The organism is Pseudomonas sp. NPDC087336 (genome assembly GCF_044744285.1).
Taxonomy (GTDB): Bacteria; Pseudomonadota; Gammaproteobacteria; order Pseudomonadales; family Pseudomonadaceae; genus Aquipseudomonas.
The window spans coordinates 150,422-174,942 of record NZ_JBIUYA010000001.1 but is presented as its reverse complement, the minus strand read 5'-3'; the positions used below and the strand labels follow the sequence as shown (position 1 = coordinate 174,942).

Below are 24,521 nucleotides of genomic sequence, written 5' to 3'. Positions count from 1 at the left end.
CCTGTGATCGTGGCACGATGTCGAGGTTAACGACCGAGACCCCCTGACCATGCCGCAATCCCAAGCCAAGAATCTGTCCCTGATCGCCGCAATCGACCTGGGCTCCAACAGCTTTCACATGGTCGTGGCCAAGGCCCAGAACGGCGAAATCCGCATTCTCGAGCGTCTCGGGGAGAAGGTTCAGCTGGCCGCCGGTATCGACGACGAACGCCATCTCAGCGAAGAATCCATGCAACGCGGGCTCGATTGCCTCAAGCGTTTCGCCCAACTGATCAACGGTATGCCCCCGGGCGCCGTGCGTATCGTCGGCACCAACGCCCTGCGTGAAGCCCGTAACCGCAACGAATTCATCCACCGCGCCGAAGAAATCCTCGGTCACCCGGTGGAAGTCATCTCCGGCCGTGAAGAAGCGCGCCTGATCTATCTCGGCGTGTCCCACACCCTCGCTGACACACCCGGCAAACGCCTGGTGGCCGACATCGGCGGCGGCAGTACCGAATTCATCATCGGGCAGCGCTTCGAACCGCTGCTGCGCGAAAGCCTGCAGATGGGTTGCGTCAGCTACACCCAGCGCTATTTCAAGGACGGCAAGATCACCCCGGCCCGCTACGCCCAGGCGTATACGGCAGCACGGCTGGAGATCATGAGCATCGAACACGCCCTGCACCGCCTGACCTGGGATGAAGCCATCGGCTCCTCGGGCACCATCCGCGCCATCGGCCTGGCGCTGAAGGCCGGCGGCCACGGCAGCGGCGAAGTGAATGCCGAAGGCCTGGCATGGCTCAAGCGCAAGCTGATCAAACTTGGCGATGTCGAGAAAATCGACTTCGAAGGCATCAAGCCGGACCGTCGGGCGATTTTCCCGGCCGGCCTGGCGATCCTCGAAGCCATCTTCGATTCCCTTGAATTGCAACGCATGGACCACTGTGAAGGCGCGTTGCGCGAAGGCGTGCTCTATGACCTGCTGGGGCGCCATCATCACGAAGACGTGCGTGAACGAACCCTGACCTCGCTGATGGAGCGTTATCACGTCGACCTGGAACAGGCGGTGCGAGTCGAACGCAAGGCCCTGCATGCCTTCGATCAGGTGGCCAGGGACTGGGACCTGGAAGACGGCGTCTGGCGCGAACTGCTGGGCTGGGCGGCCAAGGTACATGAAGTGGGCCTGGACATTGCCCACTATCAATATCACAAGCACGGCGCCTACCTGATCGAGCACTCGGACCTGGCCGGTTTCTCCCGCGAGGACCAACTGATGCTCGCGCTGCTGGTCCGCGGTCACCGTCGCAACATCCCCAAGGACAAATTTGCCGATTTCGGCGATGACGGCATCAAGCTGATTCGCCTGTGCGTGTTGCTGCGCTTCGCGATCCTGTTCCATCACATCCGCGGCACCCAGCAAATGCCCCAGGTGGAACTGAACGCCACTGGCAACAGCCTGGAAGTGGTGTTCCCGGAAAACTGGCTGGACGAAAACCAGCTGACCCAGGCCGACTTTGAAATTGAAGCGCAGTGGCTGACGCGGGTCGATATTGTCCTGAGCGCTCGATAAACAACCTATAGCCGAAAACGGTCCCTGTAGGAGCCGGCTTGCCGGCGAAGGCGTCATTGAGCCTTGTGTCAAAATCGAGGACGGCTTCGCTGGCAAGCCAGCTCCTACAGGGGGCGGTGGAAACAAAAATGGCGATCCCTTGGGATCGCCATTTTTTTTACAACTAGCCGGCGTTAGCGCACAGCCAGGATCGGGCTGCCCAACCGCTCCAGCAACGTAGCCTGAGCACTGCGCGGGTTCTGGTTGCCGGTCGGCGTGTTACGGATGTATCGGCCGTCCGACTGCAGGCTCCAGCTGTGGGTGTTATCGGTGAGGTACAGCTCCAGCTCTTTCTTTACCCGCATGATCAGCTTCTTGCCTTCCACCGGGAAACAAGTCTCTACGCGCTTGTCGAGGTTGCGCTCCATCCAGTCGGCACTGGACAGGAACATCTGCTCTTCGCCGCCATTGAGGAAGTAGAAGACCCTGGTGTGCTCCAGGAAGCGCCCGATGATCGAGCGCACGTGGATGTTGTGCGACACTCCGGCGATGCCCGGCCGCAGGCAGCACATGCCCCGCACGACCAGATCGATACGCACGCCTGACTGGCTGGCCTTGTACAGCGCACGGATGATCTTCGGATCGGTCAGCGAGTTGAACTTGGCGATGATGTGCGCCGGTTTGCCGTCGAGGGCGAACTGGGTTTCGCGGGCAATCATGTCGAGCATGCCCTTTTTCAGGGTAAACGGCGCATGCAGCAGCTTTTTCATGCGCAGCGTCTTGCCCATGCCGATCAACTGGCTGAACAGTTTGCCGACGTCTTCGCACAGGGCGTCGTCGGAAGTCAGCAGGCTGTAGTCGGTGTACAGGCGAGCGTTGCCGGCGTGGTAGTTACCCGTGCCCAAGTGCGCGTAACGCACGATCTCGCCCGCCTCGCGGCGCAGGATCAGCATCATCTTGGCGTGGGTCTTGAAGCCGACCACACCGTAGATCACCACCGCACCGGCCGCTTGCAGACGGCTGGCCAGTTGCAGGTTGGACTCTTCATCGAAGCGTGCCCGCAGTTCGATCACCGCGGTGACTTCCTTGCCGTTACGCGCCGCATCCACCAACGCATCGACGATTTCCGAGTTGGCGCCGGAGCGATACAGGGTCTGACGCACCGCCAGCACGTGCGGGTCCTTGGCGGCCTGGCGCAGCAGGTCGACCACCGGGGTGAACGACTCGAACGGGTGCAACAACAGGATGTCCTGCTTGCTGATCACGCTGAAGATGTTCTCGCTGTTTTGCAGCAGTTTCGGGATCTGCGGGGTAAACGGCAGGTACTGCAGCTCGCGCTGGCTGTCCAGGCCGGTAATGCTGAACAGACGCGTCAGGTTCACCGGGCCGTTGACCTGATACAGCTCGGTTTCGCTCAGGTTGAATTGCTTGAGCAGGTAATCGGACAGGTGTTTCGGGCAGGTATCGGCTACCTCCAGGCGCACCGCGTCGCCATAACGACGGGAGAACAATTCGCCACGCAGGGCACGCGCCAGGTCTTCGACATCCTCGGAGTCCAGCGCCAGGTCGGCGTTTCGGGTCAGGCGGAACTGGTAGCAGCCCTTGACCTTCATGCCCTGGAACAAGTCATCGGCGTGGGCGTGGATCATCGACGACAGGAACACATAGTTGTCGCCAGCGCCGCCGACTTCTTCCGGCACCTTGATAATGCGCGGCAGCAGGCGCGGTGCCGGGATGATCGCCAGGCCGGAGTCGCGACCGAAGGCATCGATGCCTTCGAGCTCGACGATGAAGTTCAGGCTCTTGTTGACCAGCAATGGGAACGGGTGCGTCGGGTCGAGGCCGATCGGGGTGATGATCGGGGCGATTTCGTCGCGGAAATAGCGCCGGACCCAAGTCTTGAGCTTGGTCGTCCAGTTGCGGCGACGGATGAAGCGGACCTGATGCTTTTCCAGTTCCGGCAGCAGAATATCGTTGAGGATCGCGTACTGGCGGTCAACGTGACCGTGTACCAGTTCACTGATGCGGGCCAGGGCCTGGTGCGGCTGCAAGCCGTCGGCACCGGCCTGCTCCCGGGCGAAGGTGATCTGCTTCTTGAGGCCGGCGACACGAATCTCGAAGAACTCGTCCAGGTTGCTGGAGAAGATCAGCAGAAACTTCAGGCGCTCCAGCAACGGGTAGGACTCGTCCAGTGCCTGTTCCAGCACGCGGATATTGAACTGCAGTTGCGACAGCTCGCGGTGGATGTACAGGCTGCTGTCATCCAGACCTGGAATGGCAATCGCCGGCGCTGCCACGGCGGTTTCGACGACCGCCGCGGGCGGAGCGGGTTCCAGCTCCGGCGGGGTCTCGTCGACTTGCTCCACCACAGGCTGAGCGTCTTTTACGGCAACTTCAGTGAGTACTGCTTCGGTATTCATCGAATGTTCCTGGGAGGGCTATTTTTGCTCTCGTAACAATTGAGCAGCACGAACGGCAAAATACGTCAGGATGCCATCAGCGCCTGCGCGTTTAAAAGCGGTCAGGGATTCGAGGATAACCCCTTCGCTCAACCAGCCATTCTGGATCGCCGCCATGTGCATGGCGTATTCGCCACTGACTTGATAAACAAAAGTCGGCACTTTGAATTCTTCTTTGACCCGGCAGAGGATATCCAGATAGGGCATGCCTGGCTTGACCATGACCATATCTGCGCCTTCTGACAAGTCAGCCGCCACTTCGTGCAGGGCTTCGTTGCTGTTGGCCGGGTCCATCTGATAGGAGGCCTTGTTGGCCTTGCCCAGGTTCAGTGCCGAACCGACCGCATCGCGGAACGGGCCGTAATAGGCACTGGCGTACTTCGCCGAGTAGGCCATGATCCGCACATTGACGTGACCGGCCACTTCGAGGGCCTCGCGGATCGCCTGGATGCGACCGTCCATCATGTCCGAAGGTGCGACCACCTGGGCGCCCGCTTCGGCATGGGACAGGGCTTGCCTGACCAGTGCGTCAACGGTGATGTCGTTCTGCACATAGCCTTCTTCGTCGAGAATACCGTCCTGGCCGTGGGTGGTGAACGGGTCCAGCGCGACGTCGGTGATCACACCCAGTTCAGGGAACTGCGCACGCAGCGCGCGGGTGGCGCGCTGGGCAATGCCTTCGGGGTTCCAGGCTTCGGCGGCATCCAGCGACTTGAGCTCCGGGGGCGTCACCGGGAACAGCGCCAGCGCCGGAATCCCAAGCTCGACCCATTTGGCCGCTTCTTCCAGCAACAGATCAATGGTCAGGCGCTCGACGCCCGGCATCGAGGCCACCGCTTCGCGACGGTTTTCACCGTCCAGCACGAACACCGGCAGGATCAGGTCATCGACGGTCAACACGTTTTCACGGACCAGGCGACGCGAGAAATCGTCACGACGGTTGCGGCGCAGGCGGGTTGCAGGGAACAAGCGGTTGGCGGGGGTAAAGCTCACGGCAGACTCCTGAGCCCGCGCGGATGGCGAGCGTGACAGTTATAAGCGGCCATTATGACGAAGGTATTACAGTTGTGTGCACCCTGTGACAGGTAGCCGCATTCCATTGTCGTTGTAGGAAATGTTCACGTCGAGACACATTTGGACACTTTCCTGAATGTGTACGAAGGGTTAGGCTGCGCGTTCATTTCGCCAGCACCCAGACAATGCTCCAACAATTCCTGCATGACTTCGGCTACTTTGCCCTTTTCCTAGGCACGTTCTTCGAAGGCGAAACCATCCTGGTGCTCGCGGGCTTCCTCGCGTTCCGTGGATACATGGACATCAACCTGGTGGTGGTCGTGGCGTTCTTCGGCAGCTATGCCGGCGATCAGCTGTGGTACTTCCTGGGGCGCAAGCACGGGCGCAAGTTGCTGGCACGCAAACCGCGCTGGCAGTTGATGGGTGACCGTGCGCTGGAGCACATCCGCAAGCATCCGGACATCTGGGTCCTGAGCTTTCGCTTCGTCTACGGCCTGCGCACCGTGATGCCGGTGGCGATCGGCTTGTCGGGCTATCCACCGGGCCGTTACCTGCTGCTCAACGGCATTGGCGCTGCGATCTGGGCCACCGCACTGGCGGCGGCGGCCTATCACTTCGGCGCGGTACTGGAAGGGATGCTCGGCAGTATCAAGAAGTACGAACTGTGGGTGCTCGGTGCCCTGCTCGTCCTCGGACTTGGCCTGTGGCTGCGCCGCCGGTTCAAGAATGCCCGCCTGGCCAAGCAGATCTATGCCGACGAGCAAGCCCTGAAGGCCCAACAGCACAATCCGGGCAACCCTAAGACGCCAGTCGAGTAAACCGGTTTCTGCAGCAGTAGAGCCCGATACCGCTGATCAGACTGTAACTGAGCAGGCCGACCCAGCCCGCCGCGCTGGCCGGCCACAGCCCCACCAGCGGCGCCAGCCATACCAGCGGCACATTCGATGCCAGGCGCAGCAACTCTAGCTTCAGCGCCCACGGGCGATTCTCCAGGGCCACGCCCAGGACGAACAGACCCAGCGCCACCGCTCCCCAGCCCAGCACCAACGCGGCCGTCGACAGACCCGGTTCCAGGTTCATCAAATAGCTGCCCAGTGCGATGTAGACGCAGAACTGCAACAGCACGTAGAGCTGCTGACGCCCGTCCAACGGCACTTCGAATTTGCGGAACTGGCTCAGGTCCGGCTTGTTCATCGGGTACCTGGCCGCCACATCCGCCGGCCGCCAACCGGTGCGCATGAACCAGATCCGCAGCTTGTCCCAGGTGCTGTCGGCCCGCCGCGCATCCGCCCACAACTGGGCGTAGAACTGCACGTTGGCCCACACCGGGTTCCAGCTCGCCAGCGGCGTGGTCACGCCGAAAATCACCGGTTCGTTGTCGTCCTCTTCCTGGAACGAGCCGAATAGACGGTCCCAAATAATGAACACACCGCCGTAGTTGCGATCCATGTAGAGAGCGTTCTGTGCATGGTGAGCCCGATGATTGGATGGCGTGACGAAAAACCATTCGAACCAGCCGAGCTTGGGAATGTGCCGGGTATGCACCCAGAACTGGTACAGCAGATTCAGCGCCGCGACGCTGACGAACACCAGCAACGGCACGCCGACAACGGCCATGGGCAGGTAGAAGATCCAGCTCAGCAGGAACCCGGTACTGGTCTGGCGCAGGGCGGTGGAGAGGTTGTAGTCCTCGCTTTGGTGATGCACCGAATGCGCGGCCCAGAGAATATTGCGCTCGTGGCCCATGCGGTGCAGCCAGTAGTAGCAGAAATCGTAAAGGACGAAGGCGAATACCCAGACCCAGATGCTGTCGGCCGAGAGTTCGAACAGCGCCAGGTGCTTGAGGGCGAACGCATAGGTGACCAACCCCACGCCCTTGGTCAAAAGGCCCGTGGTGGTCGACAGCACGCCGGTGCTGATGCTGTTGATCGCGTCTGCCAGCCGATAGTTGCTGACCCCGCGCCAACGGTCGGCCAGCAGCTCGACAGCGATCAGCACAAAGAAAAACGGCACCGCATACAGAATGAAGTCCATGACGCGCCCTGGTCGGAATCTTGAGGACAGATCCTATGTGTAGCCTCGAATTATCCCTATGGCAACGAGTGACAAATTAGTGGACATTTAACGCCATGAATCTGGAGAAAAGCCCATGAGCAAAAAAGTTGCAGTGATCCTTTCCGGTTGTGGCGTATACGACGGCGCCGAAATTTACGAAAGCGTGGTGACCCTGCTGCGCCTGGACCAGCGTGGCGCGCAGGTGCAATGTTTTGCACCAAATATCGCGCAGCTGCACGTCATCAATCACCTGACCGGCGAAGAAATGCCCGAGTCGCGCAATGTGTTGGTGGAGTCCGCCCGCATAGCCCGCGGTGAGATCAAGGATATCCGCGAGGCCGACGCCGAAGAATTCGATGCGCTGATCATTCCCGGCGGCTTCGGCTCGGCCAAGAACCTCTCCAACTTCGCCATCGAAGGTACCGCCTGCACGGTTCAGCCGGACGTCCTGGCCTTGACCGAAGCCTTTGCCGAGGCCGGCAAACCGGTCGGCCTGATCTGCATCTCGCCTGCCCTGGCGGCGAAAATCTATGGGCCCGGCGTAACGTGCACCATCGGCAACGACGCAGAAACGGCCGCGGCGCTGAACAAGATGGGCGCCACCCACAAGGAATGCGCCGTAAGCGATATCGTCGAAGACAAGGCGCGCAAACTGGTGAGCACTCCGGCGTACATGTTGGCCGGGAGCATCAGTGAGGCAGCGTCGGGCATCAATAAACTGGTTGACCGCGTGCTCGAACTGACCCACGAAAACGACGCCTGACTGAAACCCGAACCCGAACCTGATCGTTCCCATGCTCCGCGTGGGAACGATCAGCGTGAGCGGGACAGACGAGTGAGTATGCGGTCCAGCGCATTGGCAAACGCCTGCTTTTCCCGCTCACCAAAGGGTGCCGGCCCGCCACTCATCTGCCCCTGTTCGCGCAAGTCGGTGAACAGGTTGCGCACGGCCAGGCGATCGCCCATGTTCTGCGCGTCAAACTCCTTGCCCCTCGGGTCCAGCGCGGCAACGCCTTTTTTCACCAACCGGTCGGCCAGCGGCACATCGCTGCAGATCACCAGTTCACCAGGCACCGCGTGTTCCACGAGGTAGTCGTCGGCCGCATTAGGGCCACTTGGCACCACAATCAGCTTCACCAGGGCCAGGCCCGGCTTGCTCTGCGGCTGGCCAGCCACCAGCACCACCTCGAACTGGCGCTTGAGGGCGAACTTCACCACCAGATCCTTGGCCGCCCGGGGGCAGGCGTCGGCATCGATCCATACGCGCATAGATTTTTCCTCCGTTAAAAGCTTCGCGGGCAAGCCACGCTCCTACAGTTCAGTGTCGTACACACAATGGTGTGTCAACATAAAACCTGTAGGAGCGAGGCTTGCCCGCGAATATGAGCGAAGCGAATGCTGTTAAGCCGTAACTCTTCGCTTCTCGGCCACACGACTACGACCATACAGCACAATGATCGCCAGGATCGCCACAGCCTGCGCACTCAGCGAATACGCATCCGCATGAATTCCCAACCAATCAAACTCAAAGAACGCCACCGGCCGCGTGCCGAAGATTCCGGCTTCCTGCAAGGCCTTCACACCGTGCCCGGCGAAGACCACCGACAAGGCACATAGAAGACCGGCGTTGATGCTGAAGAACAGCGCCAGCGGCAGTTTCGCCGAGCCGCGCAGGATCACCCAGGCCAGGCCGACCAATAACACCAACGCCGTCGCACCACCGGCCAGCACTGCGTCATGGCCCGCAGGCCCGGCCTGCAACCACAGGGTTTCGTAGAACAGGATCACTTCGAACAGCTCGCGATACACCGAGAAGAACGCCAGGATCGCAAAACCGAAACGCCCACCACCGCCCACCAGGCTGCTCTTGATGTAATCCTGCCAGGCCGCGGCATGACGACGGTCGTGCATCCACACACCGAGCCACAACACCATGACGCTGGCGAACAGCGCCGTCGCGCCTTCCAGCAACTCACGCTGCGAGCCGCTGACATCGATCACATAAGCCGCCAGCGCCCAGGTACCCAGACCGGCCAACAATGCCAGGCCCCACCCGACGTTGACGCTGCGTACCGCCGACTGTTGGCCGGTGTTACGCAGGAAGGCAAGGATCGCCGCCAGTACCAAAATCGCTTCCAGGCCTTCGCGCAGCAGAATCAACAGGCCGGAAATGTAGCTCAGCGACCAGCTCAAACCATCGCTGCCCAACAAATCGGCAGACGTCTTCAATTTGGCCTTGGCCGCCTCCAGACGCTGCTCGACCTGGTCTACCGACAGACCATCCTGCAACGACTGCCGGTAAGCCATCAGCGATTTCTCAGTGTCCTTACGCACGTTGGCATCGACGTTGTCCAGGGAGCTTTCGACCAGCTCGAAGCCTTCCAGGTACGCCGCCACCGACAGGTCGTAGGCCTGATCGTGATCGCCAGCGCGGTAAGCCGCGACGCTCTTGTCCAGGGTGGTGGCGGTGTAGTCGAGCAACTGCGCCGGGCCACGCTTGGCCTGCGGCGGCTGAGCCCGTTGCGCGCGGAAAGTCGCGGCAGCCTGCGGGCCGTCGGTTGCCTGCACTTCAGCCGGGGTCTGGCGGGCCAGATCGGCAATGTTGTAGGTCTTGTCGCTGCTGGCGGTCTGCGGATCAGCGCTGAAGCTGGCGACATAGGTAGCCAGATCCCAACGCTGACGATCATCCAACTGATCGCCGAAAGCCGGCATGTCGGTGCCTTCGACTCCCAGGCCTACCGTGTTGTAGATCGCGTAGAGGCTCAGGTGATCCAGGCGCGCGTTGTCACGCAAATTGGCCGGAGGCGGGGTCAGCCCCACACCCGCCGGACCGTCGCCAGCACCTGTATCGCCGTGACACACCGAACAATGCTGGGCGTACAGTGGCGCACCGCGAGTCGGGTCCGGGGTAATGATCGGGGCCTGGCTGACTTCATAGGCCACGGCCAGTTTTGCGCCGAGCTGTCGAGCCTGTCGGGCAACGTCTGCGCCGTCCTGACGCGCGGTGACTGCCTCGTGCAGCTGACTGATGCCCTGCTCCAGCCCGGTCTTTTCCGGTTTGGCCGGCATGCCGGCAATCAAGCCTTGCAACGCCTGGGTGAACTCCAGCTGTTCGCGGTATTCGGATTCGTTGACGACCTTGCCTGCCTGCACCGCTTGCGGGTAGTCCGCGCCGATGTAATCAAGTAAGTGCAGCGCTTGGGGTGCGCCTTCCACGGTGTCGGCCAGCAGATTGAAACTGCACAGGGCAAACACCGGCGCTATCAGCCAGGCCAGGAATCGGGACGGGGCAATCATGAATGAATCTCAATTGGAAATACGAAGTAACATATTGTTCCCTCCCAATCACTTTCACTCAAGCTTTGTCGTAAGTTGTGCAACAGGCCTTAAACGAAAAAGGCGACCTGAAGCGGTCGCCTTTTTTATGCCTGATGGTTCAAACCGCGACTTTACGCAGGGTGGCCATGAACGCCGCCGCGCCGATGAACAGCCCGGCAAAGGTACGGTTCATGCGTCTTTGCTGTTTCGGTGTACGCAACATACGCAACACCTTGGAAGCCAGCCCGGTGTAACCGGCCATGACAATCAGGTCCACGCAGACCATGGTGACACCGATGATCACGTACTGGATCAGCAGTGGCGCGTGCGGATCAATGAACTGCGGCAAAACCGCAAGCATGAACACCAACGCCTTGGGGTTGCTGATGTTCACCAGAAAGCCTCGGAACACCAGGGCCATCGGCTTGCCAATCTGCCGGACCGCCGCGTCATCGCTCATGTCGCTGGGCAGTGCACGCCATTGTTTGATGGCGAGAAAAACCAGGTAGGCCACACCGAACCATTTGATCGCATAGAAGGCGGTGGCGGATGCCGTGAGAATCGCGCCAACACCGGCGCCGACAATCGCAATCTGCACTGCAAGGCCCAATTGCAGGCCCAGGGCGTTCCAGTAACCGCGCCAGAAACCGTACTGCAAACCACTGGACATCGACGCAATGGCGCCGGCACCGGGAGACAGGCTAATCACCCAGCAGGCGGCAAAAAACGCCAGCCATGTTTGAAGCTCCATTGCACACCTCGACTCAGACTCGTGACAGATGTCTAAGCTAATGCGGCTTTGGGCTGGTGACTACCGATTTTTTGCGTACGCCAAAAGCAAAAGATCGCAAGCTGGCTTATTTCTCAAACCCGCTCGAAGGAAACACATCGCTGCCGCGCCAACGCCGAACCGAACGCTGGAAGAACAGGCTGTTGGGCACCTGCACCATGGCGCTGCCGGTACCGAGCTCTTCAGCTTCGATCAGCGTGGTGTACAGAAGATTGATCGCTATGACCCGGCCTTTGACGCCGGGCTTGTCGGTGGTGTCCACCAACTCGACCACATCACCCAGGCGAAACGGCCCGACGGTGAAGATCAGGATCGCGCACAACAGATTGGAGAGCACGCTCCACATGGCGAAAAACGCCACCGCCGCCACCGCGACAAACCCCGACAGCGCGGTCCAGAGCACCGTGGCCGAAACCCCGAGGCGCTCCAGCACGAAGATCAGCGCACTGCCCATGATCAGCCAACGCAGCCCGCCGCGCAGCGGCATCAGCAACTGTGGCGGGAACGGGTAACGCTCACCGAGGCGGGTCAGGCACTTGGCAACGAAGCGTTGGGCGATGTAACCCGCCAGCAGGATCAGCAGGATTTGCACACCGAGCCAGATCGGCTCGGCCCACATCGCCGGCAGCGGCAGCTTGAAGGCCTCCATCAGGACAGAGCCTCCAGCTCCGCCTGCATGCTTTCCAGCAGTTCCAGGGCTTCCATCCAGGCTTCTTCGAGCTGCGCTTCACGCACCTTCAGCTTGGCCTGCTCGGCCAGCAGGTCGCGCAACTCATTCTTGCGCAACGGTTCGTAGATGTCGCTGTCGCCCAGGCTGGCATCGATCTTCGCCAGTTTCTCGTGCAGCTTGCCCAACTCGGCTTCGAGCTTGTCAGCCTCGCGCTTGTGCGGCGCCAGTTGCTGACGCAACGCAGCGGCAGCCTGACGCTGGGCTTTCTTGTCGGTCTTGTCCGGGTTGACCGGGGTGTTGCTGACCGGGGTGTTGCGCTGACGGTACTCCACCAGCCAGCGGGTGTAGTCCTCGAGGTCACCGTCGAATTCTTCGACCTTGCCGTCTGCCACCAGGTAGAAATTGTCGGTGGTGCTTTTGAGCAAATGGCGATCGTGGGAGACCACCAACACCGCACCACTGAATTCCTGCAAGGCCATGGTCAGCGCCAGGCGCATTTCCAGGTCCAGGTGGTTGGTCGGTTCGTCGAGCAGCAACAGGTTCGGCCGGTCCCAGGCGATCAACGCCAGCGCCAGGCGCGCCTTTTCGCCACCGGAGAAATTCAGCACCGGCTCGTCGATCCGCGCACCGCGGAAGTCGAAACCACCGAGGAAGTCGCGCAGGGTCTGCTCACGTTCGGTCGGTGCCAGGCGCTGCAAGTGCAGCAACGGGCTGGCCTTGGCATCCAGGGAATCCAGCTGATGCTGGGCGAAGTAGCCGACGACGGTGTTCTCGCCACGGGTCAAGCGGCCGGCCAGCGGCGAGAGCTCGCCGGCAAGGTTCTTGATCAGGGTCGATTTACCGGCGCCGTTCGGGCCGAGCAAGCCGATGCGCGCACCGGGGGTCAGTTGCAGCTTGACCTTCTCCAGCACGGTTTTCTCGCCGTAACCCAGGCGGGCATCGGACAGGTCGATCAGCGGGCTGGAAATCTTCTGTGATTCGCGGAAGACGAAGTCGAACGGCGAGTCGACGTGCGCCGCGGTCAGCTCTTCCATCCGCTCCAGGGCCTTGATCCGGCTCTGGGCCTGACGGGCCTTGGTCGCCTGGGCCTTGAAGCGGGCGATGTAGCTTTCCATGTGCGCACGTTGCGCCTGCTGCTTCTCATAGGCTTGCTGTTGCTGGGCCAGGCGTTCGGCACGGGCACGCTCGAAGGCGCTGTAGCCACCGCGATAGAGGGTGATCTTGCGCTGATCGACGTGAGCCACGTGATCGACCACGGCATCGAGGAAATCCCGGTCGTGGGAAATCAACATCAAGGTGCCGGGATAGCTCTTGAGCCACTCTTCGAGCCAGATGATGGCGTCGAGGTCCAGGTGGTTGGTCGGTTCGTCGAGCAACAGCAGGTCCGAAGGGCACATCAAGGCCTGCGCCAGGTTCAGGCGCATCCGCCAGCCACCGGAGAAATCGCCGACCTGGCGATCCATCTGCTCGTTGGTGAAGCCCAGGCCCGCCAGCAACTTGCGCGCCCGTGCGTCGGCGGTGTAGCCGTCGGCGCTATCGAGCTCGGAGTGGTAACGGGCCTGTGCGGCACCGTCATGGGCCGCTTCGGCTGCCGCCAGGTCACGTTGCACCTGGCGTAGGCGAAGGTCGCCATCGAGCACGTAGTCGACCGCCAGGCGTTCGAGCGTGTCGACCTCCTGGCGCATGTGGGCGATACGCCAGTCGGCCGGCAGGAAGCAATCACCCGAGTCAGGGTGCAATTCGCCCCTGAGCAAGGCGAACAGGCTCGATTTGCCGGTGCCGTTGGCACCGATGAGGCCGGCTTTCTGGCCGGCGTGCAGGGTCAGCTCGGCGTCTTCTAGCAGACGTTGCGGGCCACGCTGTAAAGTCAGGTTCTGAAGTCGAATCATAATGGCGGCGGAGTCTACCAGCTTCGCTCGCAACTGGCGCGAGTAGCACTATGTCCTCTGACCTGTGGAGCTTTTCCCTGACCCTTTATGCCCGTCCGGGCGTCGAACAGGCGTGCCTGCGATTGCAGGCGGCCGGTGTCAGTGTGTGTCTGCTGCTGTGCGCGGCATGGCTGGGACAACGGGGTATCGCCTGCGATGAGCAACGCCTGGAGCAGCTTCGCGGTGTGGCGCAGGCCTGGGACGCCGATGTCGTGCAACCGTTGCGGGCACTGCGCGTGCAATGGAAAGTTGCCGCCACACGGGATGCCGAGCTGCACTCGCTACGCGAACAGGTCAAGGCACTTGAATTGGAGGCCGAGCGAAATCTGTTATTGCGCCTGGAGCGATCGGCTCAGGATTGGCCGAAAGGTGACGCAACCGATCTGGCGATCTGGCTGGAAGGTGTGACGGCAGGCGCCGCCAACCTGGACCGCGACGCGCTGCATCAGCTGCGCGTCGCGGTATCCGGCACTTAAGAAGCGCTGGTTGGGGTGGTTGGTGCGATCGATGCGGCGGCCGGCGTTGGCGCTGGCGTGGCTGTCGAGGTGGCTGCTGCTAAAGCAGACGTTGCTACCGGAGCCGGGTTGGCTGGCTTGGCAACTGGCGCGGTGGCCGGCTTGGCGGCAACCGGTTTTTTCACTGCAGGTTTGGCCGGTGCTTTTGCAGCTGGCTTGGCTGCGACTGGTTTGGCAGCAGGTTTGGCTGCGGCAGGTTTAGCCGGTGCTTTTGCAGCACCCGGTTTGGCAGCAGCGGCAGGTTTCGTCACAGCAGGTTTGGCGGCTGGTTTTGCTGCTGCTTTTGCCACCGGTTTGGCAGCGGGTTTGGCAGCGGCAGTTCTAGCCGCTGGTTTGGCGGCTGCGGTTTTCGCTACGGCAGGTTTCGCAGCCGCGGTTTTGGCGGCTGGTTTAGCAGCCGGTTTCGCGGCAGCTGTTTTGGCAGCGGTTGTCTTGGCAGCAGGTTTGGCAGCTGCAGTTCTGGCAGCCGGTTTTGCAGCACTGGCCGCGACAGGTTTTTTCGCTGCAGAGGTTGCAGCAGGTTTGGCTGCGGCTTTCACCGGTGCCTTGGCGGCAGGTTTGGCGGCAGGCTTGGCCGGTGCTTTTGCGGCAACCGGTTTGGCAGCGGCTTTCTTCGCAGGAGCCGCAGCAGGCTTGGCCGAACGCAAGGACAACGCCTTGCCGACAGCCTCTTTTACGCGACCAACACCTTGGGCCAGTTTCAGGCTTTCCTGGGCATCGCGCTTGAGTTGCAGGATGTAGCCGCGAGTTTCCGATTGACGATCCTTGAGGGCATCAAGCAGGTCCTCGAGCTCTTTCACCGCGTCCTTGGCCTTGGTTTGCGCCTTGGCCTTTCCGGCCGCCGCTGCGTCCTGCAATTTGGTACGGGATTTGTGCAATTTCTCTTGCGCTTTTCCGCGCTGCTTTTCCAGTTTGGCGAGCAGTTTTTCAGCATCAGCCAAAGCTTCGGAACAAGCGTTTTCCAGATGCTCGAGCAAGCTGCCCGAGAGTTGTTGGAGCAAGTGCAACGGAGTACTTACAGGCTTCTTGGTGGCCGACATGGTTTACCTCCTGGCTGACGTGAGTGCGGCTCATACTAGACCTCTGCTGCTACCGCCGCTAGGGCATCTTGACAGTATCCAAAGCGCTGCGTTGCAACGAATTGAAAATGTTCTGCGTTGGCGCAAAAGCAGTTCACCGTTGAACGCATTCACGCTGGCATAATCGCCCGCAACTCAGGCTGGAGAGTGCCCATGTCGCGCTACCTTTTTTTATCGTTCTGCGTGATATTTTCCGTGGCCAACGCCACTGAAAAAAACCAGGAAAAAGACGCTCACGATCTCGCTTACAGCCTGGGCGCAAGTCTTGGCGAACGCTTGCGCCAAGAGGTTCCCGACTTGCAGATCCAGGCACTGGTCGAAGGACTGCAGCAGGCCTATCAAGGCAAGCCACTGGCGTTGAAGGACGAGCAGATCGAACAGATTTTGCGCGAGCACGAAACGCAGGGGACCCTGCAAACGCCCGCACCGCAAAACGAGCAGGCACTTAAAAACGAGCACGACTTTCTCGCCAGGGAAAAAGCCAAACCCGGCGTTCGTGAATTGGCGGATGGAATACTGCTGACCGAGTTGTCACCGGGTACTGGCGCCAAGGCCGGACCCAACGGAAAGGTCCAGGTGCTTTACGTCGGTCGACTCCCAGACGGCACAGTGTTCGACCAGAACAACCAACCGCAATGGTTCAGTCTCGACAGCGTGATCAGTGGCTGGCGCAGCGCGCTGCAAGACATGCCCGTCGGTGCCAGATGGCGCCTGGTGATTCCATCGGCACAGGCTTATGGTTCCGACGGTGCAGGCGACCTCATCGCCCCCTTCACTCCCCTGGTGTTCGAGGTCGAATTGCGCGGTGCCACCAGCTGAAAGCACAAATGAAAAACGGTGCGCCATGGCGCACCGTTTTCAGGTCTTGCGGGAAGAACGATCAGGCCTGAACCGAATCTTCTTCCTTGTGAGCGGTATGCAACACTTCGATCAGGCAGTCTTCCAGTTCGAAGCGTTCATGCAGCAAGCCACCCAGCGTCTTGAACTCATCAGCAACACACTTCCCGGCATCGCACAGGTCGTTGAACGCGAGGAGTTTCTCGGTGATGACGTCGATGCGCGGGTAGATGGTCTCTGCGAGCTCCAGGCCACGCTTGTCGTTGAAGGCCTTGGCCTCCCCCGTCAACTGTTCGTAGATCTCGAAGTGGCCGGCGGAGACGTAATCGACCAGCACGCCGCAGAACTCTTGCAAGGGTTTGCGGTTCTCGGACAGTGCCTCAGGTTTTGCTCCGAGCTTGTCGTACGCATCGATCAGCTCTTTACGCTCCTGCAACCAGCGGTCAATCAGCAGATGAACTCCACCCCAACGTTCCTGAGCATTCTGACAACTTTCGAGCATGGCGGTCTCTCTTCCCTTGTGGGTCATGCTGCTCTACACCTGTCGCACACTTGAGAATCAAGATTCGACCAGGCAGAGCGTCATCGAGCAACATAAATCCAATGACACGTGCGGGCCAGATTATGCCCGCGCGACGGTGGCTTCAAGGTACGCAGACGATAAAGTTCATACAAGTGTTTAATCTTTGGCAAGCACCCGATCCGACGACTTGTCGCCGAGTGGTCGTCGTAGAGCACTCAAGACCAGGCGTATCAGCTGATAAATACTCGGAATCATCACCGCAACGAAGAACAGCAGACTCCATTCCGGGATACTCAAATCGAACAACGTCCAGGCGATCCGCGGGCAGTCGACGGCACCCTGGAACATCATCTGCATGAAGCGTAGCCACGGGGCGCCTGTGAATACCTCGGCCAGGTCAGGTGAGCAGGAGGAAAATTGATACACAGGATCGGTTTGCAGCAACACCTGACGCCAGGCCGTGAAGGTCCCCAACAGGCCACAGAGCAGTGCAACCAGCCAATACACAAAGGCTCCAAGGCGACCGGGACCGTGCACTGAAGCCATCAGGCACAAACCGCTTAGCAGCGCCAGGCAAGCCCGTTGCAACAGGCACAAGCCACATGGCTGGAGGCCGACCGCATATTCCAGGTAATAGGAAACGCCCAGGGCCAGGGTGCCTGCGATGAACACAGTAAAAAACAGGGAGCGTGGGCAGGCCAACGGCATGGCGTTTCCGTAACAATAAGAGTCCGACGGCTACGGTAGTGGAAAGCGCGCAACCCTTTCAAGGCGGGCAGGTGCAGACATTTCAGCAAATACATTGGGAATTCCCGACAGACATCACAGGATCAGACGTAGTGGTCTGTAGGACTTTGCTGAAGCAGCCTTGCGAAGGGAGAATTCCGACAAGCTTTGGAGCAGCGGATCGCCCATTCGAGCGATCCGTCACTCAGTGATCAAACGTGAGCCAACGCCGGCAGCGGTGCCGCAAGCAAGCGCTCATCGAGCAAACCCAGGCCTTCCTGGAACAGCTGGTTGCTACGCTCGGTGTCTCCCATCTGGGCCAGCAGGCGTGCCAGTTCGGCGCAGGCTTCCGGGTTGCGCTGTATTCGCAGACTGCTTTCCAGATAATCCCGGGCCTTGCCCCACAGGCTGCTTTGCAGACACAGGCGACCCAGCGTCAGCAACAGGCCTGGATCGGTCGGATGATCTTTCAGCCAGCCCTCGGCGAGTTGCAGTTGGCGAGCCGGGTCACTGCCGCGCACCAATCCATAGAGGCGTGCCAGATGGCTGTCGTAGTTTCGTTTCAAAGCCGTGCGCAAGACCTCTTCGGCCTGGATCTGGGCCCCCAGTTGCCGCAGTTGCTCGGCATAGGCGAGTACCAATTGCGGCTCTTGGCGCTGAGCCGATGTCAGCTGTTGCCATGCGCGATCGAGCGCTTGCAAACCGAGCGTCCCTTCCTCTTCCTGATGCGCCGCCAGGGACAGGTTCTCACCCCAGGCTCGGCGCTCCAGTTCGGCCAGTTCAGCCGCCGGCAGGACTTTGTCCTTGCGCAGCTCGGGCAAAAGGCGGATCACTGCCGACCAGTCACCTCGCTGCTGATGCAGGCGCTGCAACTGACGCAGGGTTTGTGCGTTATGGGGGTGGCGCTCGCGCATCGCCTGCAGGGTCGCCAGGGCGCCCTCGGTATCACCGCGATCGGTCTGCAATTGCGCGTGGTTCAAGGCTATCGCCAACTCGGCCTGGGGCTGACGCTCCAGGGCACGCTCCAGCAGATTGTCACTTTCTTCGTAGCGACCTTGTTCGTTCGCGGCTCGCGCCGCCCCGAGGTAGTAAAACAGCGGCTGACGCTCGGCTTCCGCAGCCCGATGCAAGTGACGCTGCGCGCTGGCCCAGCGACCTTCGGCCAGGTCCAGTTGCCCGTGTTCGATCGCCACCTGGACCCGGCGACTACGATTGCGCCGTGACCACGGATTGACCACGCCACCGGAGGTCGTCACCAGTTCGACCAACGCCTTGATACCCCAGAAGACCAGCAAGAGTACGGCGATCAAAGCCAGCGTTGCCCAAAGGCTCGATTCGTAGCGAAAGCTCTTGTAGGCGATCAGGACGTAACCCGAATGCTCGGCGATGGCCAAGCCCAGCGCAGCCGCAGCCGCAATGGCCAGGAACACGATCACATAGAGGCGTTTCATGGGGTGGCCTCCTGCGCGGCATTCGCGGCAGGCTTGGCCAGCGGCTTGATCGAGTCCTCGGCGTTCACGTTACGCCGCTCCAGATAGCCCTGGACCGCACTTAGGGTCGCGGTCAGGTCCGGGGTGACCACAGAGACCGGCTGCTTGCTCAGTTCCGCCACCTGTTCGAGCATCACTTTGCTCTGAGGATTGTCCGGGTTGAAGTTGCCCTTGAGCACATCCCGCGCCTCTGCCAGCGCTTGCGCATACACCGCCGCCTGACCGTTGAGCGCAGCCCATTGCGCCTGCTCCAGCGCCAGGCTCAGGGCAAGGCGAACCTGGCTCAGGCTCTGCCCGGCCAGCAATGGGCGGACATTTTTGTCGGCGTTGAAATCGATACGTATGTAGCGCGAGATCTGATCCCACCATTGCGCCCAGCGACTGGCGCCGTCGCCATCGGCGGTCAATCCCAGCAGGGATTCGCCACGGTCCTTGTACTCGGGCGCCAGCTCGGTGAGGCTGATCACCTGATCGCGCAACGCCCCCAGCCGCAGGAACAAACCGGTGCGATCCGGCTGCTCGGTGCTGCGCAAGGCCACCAGGGTCTTGGCCACTTGCTCGCGAGCGGCGAAGGAACCGGGGTCATTCTGCTCACGGAGGATTTCATCGGCGCCCTGCACCAAAGCCTGGGCGCTGCTAATGTCCTGCAAGGCCGAAAGTCGCAGGCTGGCCAGGCGCAGCAAGTGCTCGGCCTCAGCCAGGCGCCAGTCCTTGCGGCTGGCACCGAGGACGGTTTCCAGGCGTTGATTCAAGCGTTGCTGGTCGCCCTGCAACTGAATCACCAGGCGGCTGCGCTCCTCCAGTACATCGGCATTGGGCAGTTGTTCCAGGCGCGCACTCAGGCGCTGCTCGTTCAGCTTCAGGCTCTGCGCCTGATCGTTCAAAGCCTGCACCTGGCTCAATTGCTGCTGGGTATTGGCTTGCAAGTGACGCACCTGCCAGACTCCCCAACCACCTACTGCGACACCGGCGGCGCCCAACAGCAGCGCGACGATTGCCAGCCCATTGCCTCGGCGTTGCTGCTCAGCTGGAGGTGGTCGCAGTTCATCAGAAGGTGCATCAACCGGTGCATCGAGCACTGGCCGCGAGTTATCTTTAGGCAAGGCTGTTTCGCTCACGTATCCATCCTTTGCATTTAGAGAACGGGCACGGGATGCTCCCGTAACGCCGTCAGCAAAGCCGCGGCACTGGCGCCACGACAATCCACAACTGTTTGGGCACCGGCAGCACGTGCCAGCTCGGCGACCCTGGGGCTTGGTACAAACAACGGCAACCGCGCCAACTGCGGCCAGGCATCGCCAGCCAATTGATGCAGGTGCTCAAAACCTTGTCCACTGCTGACCACCAGCGCATTCAGGCGTTCCGCTTCGATCCGCTGTTCCAGGGCTGCCGAAGGGTATTGCGGCAGCTCGCGGCGGTACAATTCCAGATACTCGACACTAGCACCTGACTCGCGCAATCGCTCAGCCAGCAGTTCACGCCCACCTTCCCCGCGCAGGATCAGCACACGCGGATTGGGTCGGGCGAGAGACTCGCGCAAACTCGCAAGTTCAAGCAAGGCTTCGCTGTCATCGCCTTCATCCGGGAAGCTCACGTCCAGGCCATGACCCTGAAGAATTCGTGCCGTCGCCGCGCCGACACTAAACCACTTCACACACGGTGCTTGAACGCAAAAGCGCTGGAGCAGTTCGACGCCAATTCGCGCGGCGGGCTTGCTGACCACGATCACTGCGCTGTAGCGATCCAGTTCCCGGATAACTTCGCCGATTGTGTCAGAGACCGGGATCGGCACTATGTCCAAAAGCGGCAAGCTGCTACTGAAAATCCCCTGATTGGCCAACAAAGTGCCCAACGCCGCCGACTCATCCGCCGGACGCGTCAGCAGCAGGCGCCAGCCCGTCACTCGTGACCTGCCTCGCCGTAGACCGCTTTCAGAATATCGGCGGCGCCCTGGCTCAAAAGGTCTTCGGCCACTTGCACCCCCAGAGCCTCGGCATCGCCACGCGGCGCTCGGGCCTGGGCACTGAGTAACAGGCCGCCGCTCGGATCACCCACCAGGCCACGCAACCAGACCTGCTCACCCTCAAGCACGGCGTAGCAGGCGATCGGCACCTGGCAGCCGCCATTGAGGTGTTTATTGAGAGCACGCTCGGCGCTCACACGGGTCGCGGTGTCCTGGTGATGCAGCGGCGCGAGCAGTGCGTGAATTTCGCTGTCCGCGGTGCGGCATTCGATCCCCACTGCGCCTTGGCCACCGGCCGGCAGGCTGTCGTCGACGCTGATGGCCGAGGTGATGCGATCTTCAAAGCCCAGCCGGATCAAGCCGGCGGACGCGAGGATAATGGCGTCGTATTCGCCGGCGTCGAGCTTGGCCAGGCGCGTGTTGACGTTGCCGCGCAGGAAGCGGATTTCCAGGTCTGGACGACGGCTCAGCAACTGGGCCTGGCGGCGCAGGCTCGACGTGCCGACGATGCTGCCAGGTGGCAACGCTTCAAGGCTTGCGTAGGTATTGGAGACGAATGCGTCGCGTGGGTCTTCGCGCTCGCAGATACAGAACAGACCGAGGCCTTCAGGGAAGTCCATCGGCACGTCTTTCATGGAGTGCACGGCGATGTCGGCTTCGTTTTCCAGAAGCGCAGTTTCCAGCTCCTTGACGAACAGGCCCTTGCCGCCGATTTTCGACAGGGGTGAGTCGAGCAGCTTGTCGCCGCGACTGACCATGGGCACCAAGGTCACGAGCAGACCCGGATGGGCCTGTTCCAGACGGGCTTTGACGTATTCGGCCTGCCACAGGGCAAGAGCGCTTTTGCGGGTGGCGATGCGGATCTGGCGAGAGGACATGGATCAATCCGTACTGAATAGATACGGCGGATAATAACAGCTCAGCCAAATCCACTTTGACTTGTATCAGAAACTACTCGGCCTCCCTGGCCCCGGATATCCGGCAATCGGGTGTGAAGTCCGCCTTGCAACCCGCGAATCAAAGCTGTTGCATCATCTTCCGCACGCCGGCCACATGACGTCGGCTGACGATCAATGCATCACCATTGAGACCCTTAAGGAACAGCTGGAAATGCCCCAGCGGTGTTCGTTGCAAGCGTTCGATACGCTCGCGAGCGACCAGTGCGTTGCGGTGGATGCGCACGAAGCGGTCGCCGAATTCATCCTCGAGGGCTTTGAGTGGCTCATCCAATAGCACCTCACCACTTTCGTGGCGCAAGGTCACGTACTTGTGGTCGGCGATAAAGTAGACCACCTGATCCAGCGGGATCAGCTCGATCCCCTTGCGGGTACGGGCACTGATATGGCTGCGCGGGCCGTTGCCACTTTCGGCGGCAGGGCGAGTCAGGGCGGCGAGCTGGCCACGATTGGGCCGTTCGGCTTTTTTCAACGAGTCATGTAATTGTTCAGTTCGCACAGGTTTCACCAGATAGCCTACGGCGCTGGCCTGTAAGGCTTCCACGGCAAATTCATCGGGCCCCGTGCAAAACACCACGGCAGGCGGGGTTTCACGTTCGCACAATCGCGCGGCCACTTGCAGGCCATCGAGGCCTGGCATGCGGATATCGAGCAGCACGATATCCGGCTTGTGGCTGTCGATCAGTGCCAACGCTTCATCGCCGTTCGTGGCGCTGGGCTCCAGGACACTGTATCCCTCGAGCTCGCCAACCATTCGGCTCAGGCGCTCGCGGGCTTGGGGGTCGTCATCAACGATCAGGACATTCATATTGCGCTGGATTCCTGCGTGAGTCTCGCACAAGGATAGCGTAGACAGGTGAAGTGACGTCCGTCACCGCGATCCACGCTAAGACTAGCGCGAGCGTCAAAAAGTGCCGCTGGTCGGGCAGCTAAATTTTCATCTGCCGGGCGATTAGCGGCCCAGGCCCGCATTGGCGACACATCGCCACAGGGTTTGCTGATACGCAATATGAACACCCCTCTTCTTATAGTCCTCTTTCGCACCGAGAAGTGCGCTCATCCTACTGTCCAACTGTAGACGGTTGCCGGAACGATATTGCTCAATTGAAAAATATCGTTGTGCAAATTGTTCACGCCCAGGCTCAGACACCCCGGGCAATGAAAACCAGTCGACCAGTGCCAGCGACAGGATTGGCAACCCTGTTATTATCCGCGGCAGCTTTCAACGCCATCTTTCTTCAGCCGATACGAGCGAATTCATGAGCACTGACAAGACCAATCAGTCCTGGGGCGGCCGCTTCAGTGAACCCGTCGACGCCTTCGTCGCCCGCTTCACCGCCTCCGTCACCTTCGACCAGCGCCTGTATCGCCACGACATCATGGGCTCGATCGCCCACGCCACCATGCTGGCCAAGGTCGGCGTGCTGACTGATGCCGAGCGCGACAGCATTGCCGATGGCCTGAAGACCATCCAGGGAGAAATCGAGGCCGGCCAGTTCGATTGGCGCGTGGACCTCGAAGACGTGCACATGAACATCGAGGCGCGCCTGACCGACCGCATTGGCGTGACCGGTAAAAAACTGCACACCGGCCGCAGCCGTAACGACCAGGTCGCCACCGACATTCGCCTGTGGCTGCGTGACGAAATCGACCTGATCCTCGGCGAAATCACCCGCCTGCAAAAAGGCTTGCTGGAGCAGGCCGAGCGCGAAGCGGGCAGCATCATGCCGGGCTTCACCCACCTGCAAACCGCGCAGCCGGTGACCTTCGGGCACCACATGCTGGCCTGGTTCGAAATGCTCAGCCGCGACTACGAGCGCCTGGTCGACTGCCGCAAGCGCACCAACCGCATGCCACTGGGCAGCGCCGCGTTGGCCGGCACCACCTACCCGATCGACCGCGAATACACCGCCCAGTTGCTGGGCTTCGATGCCGTGGGCGGCAACTCGCTGGACAACGTGTCCGATCGCGACTTCGCCATCGAGTTCTGCTCGGCGGCCAGCATCGCGATGATGCACTTGTCGCGCTTCTCCGAAGAGCTGGTGCTGTGGACCAGTGCGCAGTTCCAGTTCATCGATCTGCCGGACCGTTTCTGCACCGGTAGCTCGATCATGCCGCAAAAGAAAAACCCGGATGTGCCAGAGCTGGTACGTGGCAAGACCGGTCGTGTATTCGGTGCGCTGATGGGCCTGCTGACCTTGATGAAAGGCCAGCCCCTGGCCTACAACAAGGACAACCAGGAAGACAAGGAACCGCTGTTCGACGCCGCCGACACCCTGCGCGACTCACTGCGTGCCTTTGCCGACATGATCCCGGCGATCAAGCCCAAACACGCGATGATGCGCGAAGCAGCCCTGCGTGGCTTCTCCACCGCCACCGACCTGGCCGACTACCTGGTGCGCCGCGGCCTGCCCTTCCGCGACTGCCATGAAATCGTCGGCCATGCCGTGAAATATGGCGTGGAAAGCGGTAAGGACCTGGCGGAAATGAGCCTGGAAGAGCTGCGCAAGTTCAGCGACCAGATCGATCAGGACGTGTTTGCCGTGCTGACCCTGGAAGGTTCGGTCAATGCCCGTAACCACATCGGCGGCACCGCGCCGGCGCAGGTGAAGGCAGCCGTAGCGCGCGGTCAGGCTCTGCTCGCCAGCCGCTAAAAGCTTCGCGGGC

22 protein-coding genes are annotated in these 24,521 nt (G+C 61.0%); 6 read left to right on the top strand and 16 right to left on the bottom strand.

Going from position 1 to position 24,521, the window contains the following annotated elements; all coding sequences use genetic code 11:
- Positions 1–49 precede the first annotated feature (49 nt).
- Entirely contained in the window at positions 50–1,552 is a 1,503-nt protein-coding gene (gene ppx / locus ACIO0C_RS00800) for an exopolyphosphatase (RefSeq protein WP_401306639.1), read from the top strand.
- Positions 1,553–1,725: 173 nt separating this feature from the next.
- Here ppx and ppk1 read toward each other — a convergent pair whose 3' ends face one another.
- Positions 1,726–3,951 (bottom strand): polyphosphate kinase 1, encoded by a 2,226-nt coding sequence (gene ppk1, locus ACIO0C_RS00795; RefSeq protein ID WP_401306636.1) that lies wholly within the window; start codon positions 3,949–3,951, stop codon positions 1,726–1,728.
- Positions 3,952–3,969: 18 nt separating this feature from the next.
- Complete coding sequence (gene hemB / locus ACIO0C_RS00790) at positions 3,970–4,983, bottom strand: porphobilinogen synthase (protein WP_401306633.1); 1,014 nt, start codon at positions 4,981–4,983, stop codon at positions 3,970–3,972.
- 206 nt (positions 4,984–5,189) lie between these two features.
- Between hemB and ACIO0C_RS00785 the strand changes: the two genes are divergently transcribed.
- Positions 5,190–5,822 carry a DedA family protein gene (locus ACIO0C_RS00785; RefSeq protein ID WP_008066426.1) on the top strand — a complete coding sequence of 211 codons (633 nt, stop codon included), beginning with the start codon at positions 5,190–5,192 and terminating at the stop codon, positions 5,820–5,822.
- Here ACIO0C_RS00785 and ACIO0C_RS00780 read toward each other — a convergent pair.
- Positions 5,803–7,038 carry a sterol desaturase family protein gene (locus ACIO0C_RS00780; RefSeq protein ID WP_401306630.1) on the bottom strand — a complete coding sequence of 412 codons (1,236 nt, stop codon included), beginning with the start codon at positions 7,036–7,038 and terminating at the stop codon, positions 5,803–5,805. The two genes, ACIO0C_RS00785 and ACIO0C_RS00780, sit on opposite strands and share 20 nt — an antisense overlap.
- 115 nt (positions 7,039–7,153) lie before the next feature.
- Here ACIO0C_RS00780 and elbB point away from each other — a divergent pair, with 115 nt between their 5' ends.
- Positions 7,154–7,822, top strand: a complete 669-nt coding sequence (gene elbB, locus ACIO0C_RS00775; protein ID WP_401306627.1) for an isoprenoid biosynthesis glyoxalase ElbB — start codon at positions 7,154–7,156, stop codon at positions 7,820–7,822.
- A gap of 50 nt (positions 7,823–7,872) precedes the next feature.
- On the opposite strand, the gene ACIO0C_RS00770 is transcribed toward elbB, so the two are convergent.
- The 5 genes from ACIO0C_RS00770 to ACIO0C_RS00750 all read right to left on the bottom strand — a co-directional run bounded on the left by ACIO0C_RS00770 (position 7,873) and on the right by ACIO0C_RS00750 (position 13,726).
- Positions 7,873–8,328, bottom strand: coding sequence for a YaiI/YqxD family protein (locus ACIO0C_RS00770; RefSeq protein WP_401306625.1), 456 nt, complete (start codon positions 8,326–8,328; stop codon positions 7,873–7,875).
- 132 nt (positions 8,329–8,460) lie between these two features.
- Positions 8,461–10,356 carry an FTR1 family protein gene (locus tag ACIO0C_RS00765; protein ID WP_401306622.1) on the bottom strand — a complete coding sequence of 632 codons (1,896 nt, stop codon included), beginning with the start codon at positions 10,354–10,356 and terminating at the stop codon, positions 8,461–8,463.
- 139 nt (positions 10,357–10,495) lie between these two features.
- Entirely contained in the window at positions 10,496–11,128 is a 633-nt protein-coding gene (locus ACIO0C_RS00760) for a LysE family transporter (protein WP_180202195.1), read from the bottom strand.
- 106 nt (positions 11,129–11,234) lie between these two features.
- Positions 11,235–11,816, bottom strand: coding sequence for a mechanosensitive ion channel domain-containing protein (locus ACIO0C_RS00755; protein ID WP_401306618.1), 582 nt, complete (start codon positions 11,814–11,816; stop codon positions 11,235–11,237).
- The gene (locus tag ACIO0C_RS00750) at positions 11,816–13,726 is read right to left on the bottom strand and encodes an ATP-binding cassette domain-containing protein (RefSeq protein WP_401306616.1); all 1,911 of its coding nucleotides are present in this window, start codon (positions 13,724–13,726) and stop codon (positions 11,816–11,818) included. Before ACIO0C_RS00750 ends, ACIO0C_RS00755 begins: the two co-directional genes overlap by 1 nt.
- Positions 13,727–13,776: 50 nt before the next feature.
- Here ACIO0C_RS00750 and ACIO0C_RS00745 point away from each other — a divergent pair, with 50 nt between their 5' ends.
- Positions 13,777–14,241, top strand: a complete 465-nt coding sequence (locus ACIO0C_RS00745; protein ID WP_401306614.1) for a TIGR02444 family protein — start codon at positions 13,777–13,779, stop codon at positions 14,239–14,241.
- Here the strand turns inward: ACIO0C_RS00745 and ACIO0C_RS00740 are convergent.
- The gene (locus ACIO0C_RS00740) at positions 14,238–15,320 is read right to left on the bottom strand and encodes an AlgP family protein (protein WP_401306612.1); all 1,083 of its coding nucleotides are present in this window, start codon (positions 15,318–15,320) and stop codon (positions 14,238–14,240) included. The genes ACIO0C_RS00745 and ACIO0C_RS00740 overlap by 4 nt on opposite strands.
- Before the next feature lie 192 nt (positions 15,321–15,512).
- Here ACIO0C_RS00740 and ACIO0C_RS00735 point away from each other — a divergent pair, with 192 nt between their 5' ends.
- Positions 15,513–16,178: an FKBP-type peptidyl-prolyl cis-trans isomerase gene (locus tag ACIO0C_RS00735; RefSeq protein WP_401306609.1), complete on the top strand. Its 666-nt coding sequence runs from the start codon at positions 15,513–15,515 to the stop codon at positions 16,176–16,178.
- A gap of 61 nt (positions 16,179–16,239) precedes the next feature.
- Here ACIO0C_RS00735 and rsd read toward each other — a convergent pair whose 3' ends face one another.
- The 7 genes from rsd to ACIO0C_RS00700 form a co-directional block, all read right to left on the bottom strand.
- Entirely contained in the window at positions 16,240–16,698 is a 459-nt protein-coding gene (rsd, locus tag ACIO0C_RS00730) for a sigma D regulator (protein WP_083349898.1), read from the bottom strand.
- Between the two features lie 177 nt (positions 16,699–16,875).
- Entirely contained in the window at positions 16,876–17,427 is a 552-nt protein-coding gene (locus ACIO0C_RS00725; protein WP_401306606.1) for a disulfide bond formation protein B, read from the bottom strand.
- Positions 17,428–17,657: 230 nt separating this feature from the next.
- Entirely contained in the window at positions 17,658–18,896 is a 1,239-nt protein-coding gene (locus ACIO0C_RS00720; protein ID WP_401306604.1) for a heme biosynthesis protein HemY, read from the bottom strand.
- Positions 18,893–20,053, bottom strand: coding sequence for a uroporphyrinogen-III C-methyltransferase (locus ACIO0C_RS00715; protein WP_401306602.1), 1,161 nt, complete (start codon positions 20,051–20,053; stop codon positions 18,893–18,895). Before ACIO0C_RS00715 ends, ACIO0C_RS00720 begins: the two co-directional genes overlap by 4 nt.
- 17 nt (positions 20,054–20,070) lie before the next feature.
- The gene (locus ACIO0C_RS00710) at positions 20,071–20,838 is read right to left on the bottom strand and encodes a uroporphyrinogen-III synthase (RefSeq protein WP_401306599.1); all 768 of its coding nucleotides are present in this window, start codon (positions 20,836–20,838) and stop codon (positions 20,071–20,073) included.
- Complete coding sequence (gene hemC / locus ACIO0C_RS00705; protein ID WP_180202185.1) at positions 20,835–21,776, bottom strand: hydroxymethylbilane synthase; 942 nt, start codon at positions 21,774–21,776, stop codon at positions 20,835–20,837. Before hemC ends, ACIO0C_RS00710 begins: the two co-directional genes overlap by 4 nt.
- A gap of 139 nt (positions 21,777–21,915) precedes the next feature.
- Entirely contained in the window at positions 21,916–22,662 is a 747-nt protein-coding gene (locus ACIO0C_RS00700; protein WP_008066399.1) for a LytTR family DNA-binding domain-containing protein, read from the bottom strand.
- A gap of 451 nt (positions 22,663–23,113) precedes the next feature.
- Here ACIO0C_RS00700 and argH point away from each other — a divergent pair, with 451 nt between their 5' ends.
- A complete protein-coding gene (gene argH / locus ACIO0C_RS00695) occupies positions 23,114–24,508 on the top strand; it encodes an argininosuccinate lyase (protein ID WP_401306595.1) in 1,395 nt (464 codons plus the stop codon).
- Positions 24,509–24,521: the final 13 nt, after the last annotated feature.